We start from the raw sequence: 12,983 nt of genomic DNA, 5'->3' as shown, positions 1-12,983 counted from the left end.
ACCCCGATGATCCGACCGTTCCGCTTCGGCCTCGGCAAGCTCGCCGTCCCCGACGACGCCGAACAGTGGCAGGCCCTGTCCAAGGAGGTCGAGTCGCAGGGCTACGACGTCCTGCTGGTGCCCGACCACCTCGGCCGGACCGCGCCGTTCCCCCCGCTGGTGGCCACCGCGGCGGCGACCGGCCTGCGGGTCGGCACCCTGGTCCTCAACTCCGGCTTCTACCACCCGCCGCTGCTGGCCCGGGAGATCGCCACGGTCGACCGGCTGACCGGCGGCCGGGTCGAGGTCGGCCTGGGCACCGGCTACGTGCACGCCGAGTTCCAGGCGCTCGGCCTCGACCCGGGCACCCCCAAGGACCGGGTGGACGCCCTGGAGCGCACCGTGCTGGAGCTGCGCCGGCTGCTCGGGGACCCGGAGCACGTCCCCGCCGCCGTGCAGGCCCCGGTGCCGCTGCTGATCGCGGGCAACGGCAACCGGGTGCTGCGGCTGGCCGCCGAGCACGGCGACATCGTGGGCTTCATCGGGATGCGCTACGACCCCACCGCGTTCGGGGGGCTGCGGCTCATCCCGCGCGCCGAACTCGCCGACCGGGTCGCCTACTTCGACCGGGTGGTGGGCGAGCGGGCGGCGCAGGTGGAGAAGAACCTGCTGCTCCAGGCGGTGATCGTGACGGAGGACCGGGACGCCGCGATCCGGCACGTGGCCGCCACCCAGCTGCCGGTGCCGCTGACCGAACTGGAGCAGACGCCGCTGCTGCTGATCGGCACCGTGCCGCAGATCATCGACCAGGTGAAGGAGCTGCGGGACGCCTTCGGCTTCTCGTACTTCACGGTCATGGACGTCCACCAGGAGGCCTTCGCCCCGGTGGTCGAGGCGCTGGCCGGCACCTGATGACCAGAGCGACAACCTGGGTTGTCATCCAGGCGGGAGGACGGCCACCCGGCGAGAGTGACAATCTAGGTTGTCGCCAGCCCGTCGACGGGGACGTCCTCGGTGCGCGGCCAGCGCTTCCGGGCGGCCTGCCGGCTGATCCCCAGCAGCTGGCCGACCTCACCGAAGGACGCCCCGGCCGCCAACGCCTCCCGGGCCAGCCGGTCCACCTCCTCGACCGCCGCCAGCCGGGCCGACTCTGCGGCGGCCAGCCCGGCCAGCGCGGAGGCCGGACCACCGCCGGCCGCCTCCGCGACGCCCGCCCCGGCGGACCCGGCCACGCCGGGCAACCCGGCCGCCCCGGCCGCCCCGCCGTCCAGCAGCGGCCGCAGACACGGCCCGAGCAGCTCGACCAGCCGCTCGGCCGGGGCCCGGTCGACCTCGGGAACGCGCAACAGGTAGCGGGTGACCAGCAGGCCGAGCACCATCGAGCCCACCAGGGTCGCCCGCAGCTCCACGTCGTCGCCGGTCAGCGCGTCCGCCACCGGGCTGTTGCCCGGGTCGGCGACTGCGCAGCGCACCGCCTCGGCGGCCTGCGGGTGGGTGAGCATCGAGCGCAGCACCGGCATGCTGCGGTCCGGCCGGCCGTCGATGTCGGCCAGCACGTGCGTCAGCAGCCGCTCGCCGAGCCGGTCGGCGGGGCCGCCGAGCGCGCCGCCGAAGCTGAGGCCGATCTCCGAGACCGCCTCGAACAGCTGCTCCTTGGAGCCGAAGTGCTTCATCACCAGCGCCGGGTCCACCCCGGCCCGGTGGGCCACCGCACGCACCGTGGTCTGCTCGTAGCCGAGCTCGGAGAACAGCTCGCGGGCGGCCGCCAGGATCGCCTGCCGACTGCGGGTGCGCCGCTCGCCGCGCGGCCCGGTCCGGCCCTCCGGAGCGTCCGGAGCGTCCGGACCGTCCGCGCCGTCCAGGCCGTCCGTCGGAGCGGCCTCCGACCCGGTGCCACCGCTGCGGGACTCTGCCATGCCGCCTCCTCGCTCCGTTACGCCGCGACACATTCGTTCAACATTTGTTGACCCATTCGAGGCGCCTCCCTACCATGAAGCAGTCTACAAGCGTCGACCGCGGCCGTTCCCTCGACGCTGCCCTGCCCTACGCTCAAGGAGCCGGCCATGACGACCCACGACCAGCCATCCGTGGCCGGGCCACCCGCCCCGGACGACCCGCAGCAGGCTCCCGGCCGGGCCGGCGCCCTGGCCCTCGCGGTGATCGTCACCTGCCAGCTGATGGTGGCCGTCGACGGCAACATCGTGAACATCGCACTGCCCCGCATCCAGTCCGGGCTGGACTTCTCCCCGGACGGCCTGGCCTGGGTGTTCAGCGCCTACTCGCTGGCCTTCGGCGGGCTGCTGCTGCTCGGCGGACGGGCCAGCGACATCCTCGGCCGGCGGCGGATGTTCGTCTGGGGCCTGCTGGTGGTGGTCGCCGCCTCCCTGCTCGGCGGGCTCGCCCCGAACGCCGCGCTGCTGATCGCCGCCCGCGCCGCCCAGGGCGTCGGCTTCGCCTTCGCCGCGCCCGCCGCGCTCTCGCTGATCGCCGTCACCTTCCAGGAGGGACCGGAACGCAGCCGGGCACTCGGGGTCTTCTCCACCGTCGCCGGGCTCGGCATCACCATCGGGCTGATCCTCGGCGGGCTGCTCACCACGCTCTCCTGGCGGCTGGTGTTCTTCGTCAACGTGCCGATCGGCCTGGCCGCCGTCCTGCTGGCCACCCGTCACCTCACCGAGACCGAGCGGCACCCCGCCCGCCCCGACGTGGTCGGCGCCCTCACCTCCACGGCCGGCATGACCGCCCTGGTCTACGGCCTGATCAACGCCTCCTCGGCGGGCTGGAGTTCGGCCACCACGGTGACCTCCCTGGTGGTCGGGGTACTGCTGCTCGGCGCCTTCGTGGTCACCGAGACCAAGGTCGGCCAGCCGCTGATCTCACTGCGTCTGCTCGCCCAGCGCGCCCGCTCCGGCGCCTACGGGATCTTCCTGCTGCTGTTCGCGGCGATGGGCGGCACGTACTTCCTGCTCTCGCTCTACGTCCAGGACGGCCTGGGCCTGGCCCCGCTGACCGCCGGGCTGGCCTTCCTGCCGATGGCCGTGGCCCAGTTCGCCACCGCCCGCAGCGCCGCCAAGCTGATCCCGAAGTACGGCGCCAGGACGCTGATCGTCACCGGCGCGGCCCTGATGCTCGCCGACAGCCTGTGGCTCGCCGCCACCGGGCCGCACAGCGACTACCTGACCGGCCTGTTCGGCCCGCTGGTGCTGCTCGGCGCCGGTCTCGGCCTCGGCTTCGTCCCGCTCAACATGACCATCCTGGCCGGCCTCGCGCCCAAGGAGACCGGCGCGGCCTCCGGCCTGCTCCAGGCCGTCCAGCAGATCGGCCTCTCGCTCGGCGTGGCGGTGCTCGCCACCCTCTACGGCAGCTCGCTGCACGGCACCCGGCACCCCGACCGGGCCCAGCTCGCCGACGGCCTGTCCACCGCCGTGGTCGCCGCGGCCGCCTTCAGCGGCGTCGCCGTGCTGATCGGCCTCCTCGTCATCACCCGCCCCAGGGCCAAGGCCTGACGGGCCACCGTCTCCCACAGCCCCGCACCCAGCACCCAGCACCCCGGAAGGCACGCACCCGTGAGCACACCGCAGCACCTGCACCTCGCCGCCGCCCTGGACGGCGCCGGCTGGCACCCGGCCGCCCGCCACCAGCCGGAGGCCGACCCGAGGCCGTTCACCCTCGACCACTGGGCCGCCCAGGCCCGGCAGGCCGAGGCCGGGCTGCTCGACTTCATCACCGTCGAGGACCCGCTGTCCCGCGCCCCCGGCCCGGGCGAGGAACTGGACCGCCGGCTCGGCCACACCCTGCACCGCCTGGACGCCATCGCGCTGGCCGGCGCCCTCGCCGCCCGCACCCGCCACCTCGGCATCATCCCCACCGTCGTGGTCAACTCCGCCCAGCCCGCCCCGGTCGCCAAGGCGGTGGCCACCCTGGACCACCTCAGCGCGGGCCGCGCCGGGCTGCGCACCCAGCTCAGCCCCGCCAAGCCGATCCCGCTGGAAACGCTGTTCCTGCCCGAGGTGCAGGCGCAGATCCAGCAGAGCTTCGACCGGGCGGCCGAGCTGGTCCGGGTGGTCCGCGCGCTCTGGGACGGCGGCACCGACGAGCAGGCCCTGCGCGACCTCGCCCCCGGCCGTTTCGCCACCGCGGACGGCACCGACGGCGAGTGGCCGCTCCTCCCCGACCCGTCCACCGCCCCGCGCCCGCCGCAGGGCCACCCCGTGGTGTTCACGCTGGCCCACATCAGCGTCCCGTGGCGCTACGGCGCCCAGGTCACCGACGTGGTCTCGATCACCCCGCACGGCGTCGAGGACGTCCGCACCGCCGTCGCCGAGATCCGCGCCGAGCAGCAGGCGGTCGGCCGGGCCGGGCGGACCGTGCACGTCTTCGCCGACGTCCTGGTGCACCTGGACGCCGAACCGGGCGCCGCCAAGGCCCGGCGGGACCGCCTGGACGCCACCCTGGGCACCGAGCACACCTCGGACGCCCTGGTGTTCGCCGGCACACCCGCCGAACTCGCCGACCTGCTCCAGGAATGGCAGCAGGCCGGGCTCACCGGCTACCGGCTCCGCCCGGCCACCACCGCGCACGACCTCCCGGCGATCGGCACCGGTCTGGTGCCCGAGCTCCAGCGGCGCGGCGCCTACCGCACCGACTACGCCGAGGAGACGCTGCGCGCCCGGCTGGGTCTGGGCACCGCGCTCTGAGCGCCCGTCGGACGGGTCGCGGCACGCCACCCCGTGCCGTGCCGGTCCGCGGGGGCCCGCTCCGATCCCGGACGCTCCGGACCCGACCGCTCCGAGGCCGATCGCTCCGCCCCGGACCGCTCCACCCCCGACCGCTCCGGCCCCTGCCCCAGTGAACGCGCCAACTCGGAGCGCCCCTTGACCCGCAGCTTGCGGTAGGTGTGGGTCAGGTGCTGCTCGACCGTACTGACCGTGATGAACAACTGCTCGGCGATCTCCCGGTTGGAGTGGCCGGCCGCCGCCAACTGCGCCACCCGGCGCTCCGAGGCGCTCAGTCCCGGGTCGTCCTCCTCCTCGGCCAGCCCCCGCACCCGGGCCAGCAGCGGCTCGAGCCCCAGCTCCTCGGCACCCTCCCGGGCCCGCCGCAGCGCCTCCCGACCGGCCGGCCGCCGGCCCGCCACCAGCTGGGCCTCGGCCAACTCCGCGAGCGCCCAGGACAGTTCCAACCGGTCCCCGGCCTCCGCCAGCAACTCCACGGCCTGCTGGAGCAGTTCGACCCGGCGCGCCGGGTCGCACGCGGCCAGCGCCCGCAACGACAGCCCCCTGGTCCTCGGCCGGGCCGCCGCCGGGTGCGCCACCTGGGCCAGCGCCAGCCGATGGGCCTGCTCCGGGCGGCGCAGCGCCAGCAGCGCCCGGGCCGCGTCGGCGCGCCAGGGCACGAAGGAGGGCGCGTCCAGCCCCCACCCCTCCAGCAGCCGCCCGCAGCGGGTGAAGTCCTCCAGCGCCGCGTCCGGCGCGCCCGCCGCCAGCCGGTGGCGGCCGCGGGCGTGCAGGAACTGCGCCCCGTAGCGGGTCCGGGTCAGCCGCTCCGGCAGGGTGGGCAGCCCGGCCTCCGCCTCGGGCGCCGCGCCGAGCGCGGCCGAGGACAGCAGCAGTGCCGAGAGCGGCGAGCCCAGCCAGACGCCCCAGCCGCCCGAGGGCAGCAGCGCCAGCGCCCGCCGGGCGTACCGGGCCGCCTCCGCCGCCTCGCCCAGCCGCAGCTTGATCTCCGCCATGGTGGCGGTCAGCAGGGCCTGCCAGACCGGGATCCGGCGTCCGGCGGTCTCCCGCAGCAGGCCCGCGCACCACGGCGCCGCCAGGTCCGCCCGGTCCGCGTAGAGCAGCACGTAGAGCGCGGACTGCAGTGCCCCGTACCCGGCGTCCTCCAACGGCGTGGTGCGCAGCACCAGTTCGGCGGTCCGAAGGTCCTCCGGCGTGCCGCCGGTGCGCAGTACCCGGGGCAGGGCGAGCAGCGAGCGCTGCTGGGGCTCCCCGGCGGGCAGGCCGGGCGGCGGTTCGGGGTGGCCGGGTGGCACCAGGTGCGGGGCGATCGAGCGGACCTGTTCCAGGGCCCGGGTCAGTTCGTCGCGCAGCGGGCCGGCGGCCGGTTCCGGGCCGGTGAGGGTGCGGGTGATCTCGGCCTCGGTGCCGTGCCAGTTCAGCATCCGCAGCAGGCCGATCCGCTCGCCGGCGGCCAGTTCGTCCAGGCGGTCGGCGAGCGGGCGGACCAGCCGGTACGCGGCCTGCGGGTCGGAGCGGAAGCGCACGAGCCCGCGCAGCAGCGCGACCTCGGCGTCGCCGGCCCGGCCGGCCAGCGCCAGGCAGCGCTCGGCGAAGGCGTCGTCGTCGCGGCGCAGCGCCGCCCGGGCGGCGTCCAGCAGCACCGGGCGGGCCCACGGCTCGCTGCCGTCGCGGGCCGCCAGCAGGTGCGCGGCGACCGACTCCGGGGTGCCGCCCGACTCGTAGACCAGCCGGGCGGCGCGCAGTTGGCGGGCGGCGCGGTCGGGTTCGGGCAGGCCGTCGAGGACGGCCCGGGCGACGGCGGCGCCGCGCAGTCGGTCGTCCACCACCAGGCCGCCCGCGGTCAGGGCGGTCAGCACCTCGCGGGCCGGTCCGCCGAGCAGGTGCGGCAGCAGGTCGGTGGAGCCGGACTCGGCCAGGACGGCGAGGGCCCAGGCCGGTTCGGCCGCCGCGGTCCCGGCCCGGTGCAGGCAGGCCCGGACGGCCAGCGCGAACGCCGGTCCGGGCACCGGCTCGACCGCCGGGCCGGTGGCGGCGCAGTCCTCGGCGAGGGCGCGCAGCAGCAGCGGGTTGCCGCCGGTCAGCCGGTACCAGACGGGGAGTCGGGCCGGGGGCGCGCCGAGCAGGGCGGTGAGCAGCCGTCCGGTGCCGTGCTCGCTGAGCCGGTCGACCCGCAGCCGGGTGAGGTGCGGCAGGCGCAGCAGGGCGGTCGACCAGTCGCGGTCGGTGCCGGAGCCGGTCGGCGGGTCGGGCTCGGTGACGACCAGCAGCACGGGGGCGGTCGGGGTCCGGGCCGCCAGGTGGATCAGGGTCTGCCGGGAGGCCGGGTCGGCGTGCTGGAGGTCGTCCACGGCGAGCAGCAGCGGGGTCCGGGTGGCCAGGGTGTGCAGCAGCAGCCACAGTTCCTGGTCGATCCGGGAGGGCACCTGCCCGGTGCCCGGTGGGTCCTCCCGGCAGGGCTCGGCGGTGTCGGGGCCGCCGAGCAGGGCCTGTGCCGCCGTCCGGACCGCGGCGGGCAGGCCGGGGTGGCGCAGCAGCTGGTGCAGCACGCCGAAGTGCACGGTGCGCTCCGAGCAGCGGGCGGTCGCGGTGAGCACCACCGCGCCGCGGGCGCCGGCCGCCGCTTCGAAGGCGCGGAGCAGTTCGGTCCGGCCGCAGGCGGCGGGGCCGGAGACGGCGAGCGTGCCGCCGCTGCCGTCGAGGCATGCGTCCAGCAGGTGGGCGAAGCGGTCCAGTTGGGTGTCGCGTTCGACAGGATTCACGTCTGCTCCCCGTTGTGCCCGGCCGGGGCGGGTCGGGTTCCCCCGCCCGCCCCGGTGGTGTTCCGTTCCGTTCCGCACTGTTCCGCCCGGTTCCGTCCTGTCCGTCCTGTCCGTCGCTGCCGCGTTCCCCTCAGCCCACCCGGCTCCCGCCCGAAGCGGCCGCCAGCAGGCTTCTGGTGTAGGGGTGTTCGGGGCGGTCGAAGACCTCGTCCACGGTGCCGGTCTCGACCAGCTCGCCGTCCTTCAGCACGATCAGCCGGTCGCTCAGGTGGTGCACCACGCCCAGGTCGTGGGAGACGAACAGCAGCGCCAGGCCCAGGTCCCGCCGGAGCGAGGCCAGCAGGTCCAGCACCTGGGCCTGGACCGAGACGTCCAGGGCCGACACCGGCTCGTCGCAGACCAGCAGCCGGGGCCGGGTGGCCAGCGCCCGGGCGATCGCCACCCGCTGGCGCTGTCCGCCGGACAGCTGGGCCGGGCGGCTGCGCAGGGTGGCGGCGGGCAGGCCGACCTGGTCGAGCAGTTCGACCGCCCGGGTGTCCCGGGCCGCGCCGCGCGGCACTCCTCCGGCGGCCAGCGCCTCGCCGACGATCCGGCGCACGTCGTGCCGGGGGTCGAAGGAGCTCAGCGGGTCCTGCGGGACGTGTTGCAGCAGCCCTCGGCGCGGTCGGCGCAGCCGTTCCGGCAGTCCGCTCCACGGCTCGCCGGTGAAGCGCACCGCACCGGCGTCGGGCTCCAGCAGGCCGAGCACGATCCGGGCCAGCGTGGTCTTGCCGGAGCCGGACTCGCCGACCAGGCCGAGCGTCTCGCCGGCCGTCACGGTGAAGGAGACGTCCCGCACCACCCGGTGCGCGGTGCCGTCCGGGCCCCGGTAGGTCTTGGCGACGTCGTCCACCTCCAGCAGCACCGGCCGGTCCGCTCCGGACCCCGGTACGGCCGCGGGCGGCCGGGGTTCGGCCGACGACCGCGGGATCGGCAGCGGCAGCGGGATCGGCCGGCCCGGGTGCCAGCAGCGGGCGGTGTGCCCGGCCGCCGGGTCCGGGGCGGTCGGCAGCTCCCGGCGGCAGCGGTCGTCGGCCGGGGCGCAGCGGGCCGCGTACGGGCAGCCGTCCGGCCCGGCGGCCGGGCGGGGCGGCCGGGGCACCGAGAGCGGTCGGCCCTTGCCGGCCCGGCCGGGGACGGCGGCCAGCAGCGCCTTGGTGTAGGGGTGCTGCGGGTCGGCGAGGACCTGCCCGGCCGGCCCCTGTTCGACCACGACGCCCGCGTAGAGCACCGCCACCCGCTGGGCGAGCCGCTCGACCACCGAGAGGTCGTGGCTGATCAGCAGCAGCGCGGTGCCCCGGTCGACCAGGTCGCCGAGCAGGTCCAGCACCTGGGCCTGGACGGTGGCGTCCAGCGCGGTGGTCGGTTCGTCGGCGAGCAGCAGTTCGGGGCCGGCGGCCAGTGCCGAGGCGATCAGCGCGCGCTGGCGCAGGCCCCCGGACAGCTGGTGGGGGTACTGTCCGGCCCGGCGCTCCGGCTCCGGTACGCCGACGTCGGCGAGCAGCCGCGGGACGCGTTCCCGGGCCCGGGCCCGGTCGGCCGTCCGGTGGACCCGCAGCGCCTCGCCGATCTCCGCGCCGACGGTGCGCAGCGGGTCGAGCGAGACCAGCGCGTCCTGGAGCACCAGGCCGATCCGGCGCCCGCGCACCTGCTGCCACCGCCGTTCGGTGAGGGCGGTGAGGTCCAGGCCGTCGAACTCCAGCCGCCGGGCCCGGATCCGGGCGTGGCGTCCGGTCAGGCCGACCAGGGTCCGCGCGGTGACGCTCTTGCCGGAGCCGGACTCGCCGACCAGGGCCAGGCACTCGCCGCGCCGCAGGGTGAGCGAGACGTCGCGCACGACGTCCTGGCCGGTCCCGAACGCCACCCGGAGGCCGTCGACGGCGAGGAGCGGGGCGGGCGGGGTTCCGGTCACGGCGTCCTCCGGGTGAAGCGCTGTTGGAGGTGGCGGCCGACCACGGTGACGGCCGCCACGGTGAGGGTGACGGCCGCGCCGGGGAACACCCCGAGCCACCAGGCGGTCGCCAGGAAGCCGCGGCCCTCGGAGAGCATCGCCCCCCACTCGGGCGAGGGCGGGCGCGGTCCGAGGCCGAGGAAGCTGAGGCCGGAGGCGGCGATCAGCGCGGTGCCGAAGCCGACGGTGGCCAGGGTCAGCAGCGGGGCCAGCGAGTTGGGCAGCACGTGGCGCAGGATCAGCGTCCGGCGCGGCAGCCCGAGGGTGACGGCGGCCTCCACGAAGCCGGAGCGGCGCACCAGCAGCGCCTCGGCGCGCACCAGCCGTCCGTAGCCGGGCACCAGGGCGATCCCGATGGCGAGCACCAGGTTGCCGGTGCCGGTGCCCAGGACGGCGATCACCAGCAGGGCGAGCAGGGTCGCGGGCAGGGCGAGCAGCACGTCGGCGGCGCGCATCAGCAGCCGGTCGGCGAGCCGGCCGCCGAGGGCGGCGGCCAGGCCGAGCGCCGCGCCGCCGGCCACCGCGAGCACGGTGGAGCCGAAGCCCAGCGCCAGGGCCGGGCCGGCGCCGTGCACCAGCCGGGCGTACACGTCCCGGCCGAGCTGGTCGGTGCCCAACAGGTGGGCGGGGCCGGGGGTTTGCAGGGCGTTCACGGGGTCGGTGGCGGTCGGTGACTGTCCGGTGAGCAGGTCGGGGAGCAGCCCGGCCAGCACGATCAGGAGCAGCACCGCGCCGGCGGCGAGCACGGCCGGCGGGGGCAGCGGGACGGCCCGGCGGGCCGCGGGGGCATGGAGGAGGGCCACCGGATCACCTGTTCCCGAGTCGGGGGTCGAGGACGGTGGAGAGCAGGTCGACCGCCGTCGAGATCACCACGAAGACCAGTGCGGACAGCAGCACGACGCCGATCACCACCGGCACGTCCCGGCTGTTGACCGCGGACAGCACCAGGGAGCCGACCCCGGGCCGGCCGAACACCGACTCCACCAGGACCGTCCCGCCGAGCAGCGAGCCGGTCAGCCAGCCGGCCAGGGTCAGCAGCGGCACCGCCGCGTGCCGCAGCGCGTGCCGCACCACGACCCCGGCACGGCTCAGTCCGCGGGCGCGCGCCGTCACCGCGAAGGGCCGGGCGAGCGCCGCCTCCAGCCCCTCGCGCAGCACCTGGGCCAGGGTTCCGGCGAGCGGCAGCGCGAGGGTGACGGCGGGCAGCACCAGCGCGGCCACGCCGTCGGCGCCGGCGACCGGGAACAGCCGCAGCCGGAAGGAGAACACCGTCAGCAGCACCAGGCCCAGCCAGTAGGAGGGGGTGGAGACGGCCACCAGCTCCCAGGCGCCGGTGAGGGCCTTCAGTGCGGGGCGCCGCCCGGCCGTCGCGACCGCCGAGACGGTCGCGACCAGCAGCGCCAGGAGGACTGCTGCCAGGGCGAGTTGGGCGGTCGGGCCGAGCTGTTCGGCGATCAGGTCGGACACCGGGCGCTGCAACTGGTAGGACTGCCCGAGGTCGCCCCGGAGCAGTCCGCCCAGGTAGTGGAGGTACTGCTCCGGCACCGGCCGGTCGAAGCCGAGGTCGTGCCGGATCGTCTCGCGCACCTCGGGCGGGGTGGTGGTGGCCGGGCCGAGCAGCGTGGCGACCGGGTCGCCCGGGATCAGCTGGAGCGCGGCGAAGGCCAGGGTCGCGGCGCCGAACATCACCGCCGCCGCGCCGGCCAGCCGACGCAGTCCGGCCCTCAGCAGGGCGGGGAGCCACGGCGGCACGGCCGGGTGCGGCGCCGGTGTCGCCCGGTCCGTCGTCACGCGGTCCGCCAGGCGTCGTAGAAGTCCAGCCAGGTGTCGGGGTCGAAGCCGAGCCCGCCGACCTTCGCCGAGACTCCGGTCAGCGCGACCGGGGTGTACACCGGGACGACCACGGCCTGGTCGATCGCCCGCTGCTGCACCTTCGCGTAGAGCTGGGCGCGTTCGGCCGGGTCGAGGGTCGCCCGACCCGCGTCGGTGAGCTGGTCGAGCTGCGGGTCGGGCAGGAAGGTCGGGTTGATGCCGCCCTTGGCGGGCGCGCTGGCCGAGTTGAGGAACTGCCAGAGCACGTCCGGCTCGAACCGGGCCCAGGAGAGGTCGACGATGTTCGCCTTTCCGCCGTACACCAGGGTCGAGTAGGCGCCGACGTCCAGCGACTGGCGGACCACCTCCACCCCGATCTTCTTCAGGTCGGCCTGGATCGCCTGGCCGAGGATGTCCCGGCCCTGCTGGGTGGCGTTGGCCGACAGCTGCGGCCACTGCACGCTGAGCCGGCGGCCGTTCGCCGTCCGGTAGCCGTCGGCGTCGCGGCCGGTCCAGCCCGCCTCGTCCAGCAGCCGGTCGGCCAGCGCCCGGTCGTACGGCCAGGCGTGCTCCAGCGTCCGGTCGTAGCCGGGGGTGACCGAGGAGATCGGGCTCCAGGCGCGCGGGAACTGCCCGAACTGGACGGTCCTCACGTCGAGGTCGAGGTCGATGCCGCGCTGGATCGCCTGGCGCACCCGCTGGTCGTCCAGCGGGGCCAGCGAGCCGTTCAGCCACAGGTTGTAGTTGCCGCCCGGCTGTTCCCGGGTGAGCAGTTTCAGCGCCGGGTCGGCCTTCACCGCGGCCGCGTTCTGCGGGGGCACCGCCTTGGCCACCTGCACCTGGCCGCTGGTGAGCGCGCCGACCCGCACCGAGGCGTCCGGGAGGAACCGCACCACGACCTTGTCCAGGTGCGCCGGGCCGGTGTGGGTCGCCGTCCCGGGGCCCCAGCGGTAGTCGGGGTTGCGCTCGAACACCGCCTGTTGGCCCTTGCTGTAGCTGACGAAGCGGAACGGCCCGCTGCCGACGTCCACCGGCCCGCCCTGCCCGAGCTTCGCCGCGTCCGAGGCCAGCGCCTTGGGCGAGTAGAGGCCGAGGTAGCTGGTGCTGGCCGCCTGGAGGAACGGCGCCGACGGCCGGTCGAACCCGACCTTCACGGTGTACGGGTCCAGCACGGTGGTGCCGGTGTACGAACCCAGCAGGTTCGCCGCGTACTGGGACTTGGTCTCCTTGGCCACGATGCGGTCGAAATTCGCCTTCACCGCCGTGCCGTCGAACGGAGTGCCGTCCTGGAACTTCACGTCGGTGCGGAGGTGGAAGGTGAAGCTGCGCAGATCGGGGGCCGACTCCCAGGACGTCGCCAGCCAGGGGTGGAACGTCCCGTCGGCGTCCTCGGAGACCAGCGAGTCCAGGACCTGCCGCTGCAGTTCGGCGGTGAGGTCCTGGGTGGACACCTGTGGGTCCCAGGACACCGGCTCGGTGTCGACCGCGTAGGTCAGGGTGCCGCCCGGGACGGGTGCGGCCCCGGCCGCGGCCCCGCCGCCCCCGCCGGAGCAGCCGGCCAGCAGCAGCGGGGCGACCAGGGCGGACACCAGGACCCGGGCCACCACGGGTCTGAATATGTGCATGAGTTCCTTTTTCCCGAAAGCTGTTTCTGTTTCCGTGTGTTGCGTTTTCATGTCGTCGCCGAGAAATCCCCGGTGAGGC

Annotated in this window: 9 protein-coding genes; 3 read left to right on the top strand and 6 right to left on the bottom strand. The window is 75.8% G+C overall.

Annotated elements, in window-relative coordinates:
• Positions 1–6 precede the first annotated feature (6 nt).
• The gene (locus tag AB0O91_RS08005) at positions 7–891 is read left to right on the top strand and encodes a TIGR03621 family F420-dependent LLM class oxidoreductase (protein ID WP_363429099.1); all 885 of its coding nucleotides are present in this window, start codon (positions 7–9) and stop codon (positions 889–891) included.
• Between the two features lie 65 nt (positions 892–956).
• On the opposite strand, the gene AB0O91_RS08000 is transcribed toward AB0O91_RS08005, so the two are convergent.
• Entirely contained in the window at positions 957–1,895 is a 939-nt protein-coding gene (locus AB0O91_RS08000; protein WP_363429097.1) for a TetR family transcriptional regulator, read from the bottom strand.
• Between the two features lie 147 nt (positions 1,896–2,042).
• On the opposite strand from AB0O91_RS08000, the gene AB0O91_RS07995 reads away from it, so the two are divergent.
• Positions 2,043–3,485: an MFS transporter gene (locus tag AB0O91_RS07995; protein ID WP_363429095.1), complete on the top strand. Its 1,443-nt coding sequence runs from the start codon at positions 2,043–2,045 to the stop codon at positions 3,483–3,485.
• A gap of 60 nt (positions 3,486–3,545) precedes the next feature.
• Positions 3,546–4,676, top strand: coding sequence for an LLM class flavin-dependent oxidoreductase (locus AB0O91_RS07990; RefSeq protein ID WP_363429093.1), 1,131 nt, complete (start codon positions 3,546–3,548; stop codon positions 4,674–4,676).
• Here the strand turns inward: AB0O91_RS07990 and AB0O91_RS07985 are convergent.
• From AB0O91_RS07985 to AB0O91_RS07965, 5 genes are all read right to left on the bottom strand, one after another.
• Positions 4,625–7,477: an AAA family ATPase gene (locus AB0O91_RS07985; protein ID WP_363429091.1), complete on the bottom strand. Its 2,853-nt coding sequence runs from the start codon at positions 7,475–7,477 to the stop codon at positions 4,625–4,627. The genes AB0O91_RS07990 and AB0O91_RS07985 overlap by 52 nt on opposite strands.
• Before the next feature lie 130 nt (positions 7,478–7,607).
• Positions 7,608–9,428: an ABC transporter ATP-binding protein gene (locus tag AB0O91_RS07980; RefSeq protein WP_363429089.1), complete on the bottom strand. Its 1,821-nt coding sequence runs from the start codon at positions 9,426–9,428 to the stop codon at positions 7,608–7,610.
• On the bottom strand, positions 9,425–10,270 hold the full coding sequence (locus AB0O91_RS07975) for an ABC transporter permease (protein ID WP_363429087.1): 846 nt from the start codon (positions 10,268–10,270) through the stop codon (positions 9,425–9,427). The genes AB0O91_RS07980 and AB0O91_RS07975 overlap by 4 nt, the downstream gene beginning before the upstream one ends.
• A gap of 4 nt (positions 10,271–10,274) precedes the next feature.
• Positions 10,275–11,258 carry an ABC transporter permease gene (locus AB0O91_RS07970; RefSeq protein ID WP_363429085.1) on the bottom strand — a complete coding sequence of 328 codons (984 nt, stop codon included), beginning with the start codon at positions 11,256–11,258 and terminating at the stop codon, positions 10,275–10,277.
• Positions 11,255–12,904, bottom strand: a complete 1,650-nt coding sequence (locus AB0O91_RS07965) for an ABC transporter substrate-binding protein (RefSeq protein ID WP_363429083.1) — start codon at positions 12,902–12,904, stop codon at positions 11,255–11,257. Before AB0O91_RS07965 ends, AB0O91_RS07970 begins: the two co-directional genes overlap by 4 nt.
• Positions 12,905–12,983 lie beyond the last annotated feature (79 nt).

Origin of the sequence: Kitasatospora sp. NPDC089797 (genome assembly GCF_040684795.1) — a bacterium.
Classification (GTDB): Bacteria; Actinomycetota; Actinomycetes; order Streptomycetales; family Streptomycetaceae; genus Kitasatospora.
The sequence above is the reverse complement of the archived record's forward strand: the minus strand, read 5'-3'. Positions and strand labels throughout refer to the sequence as shown.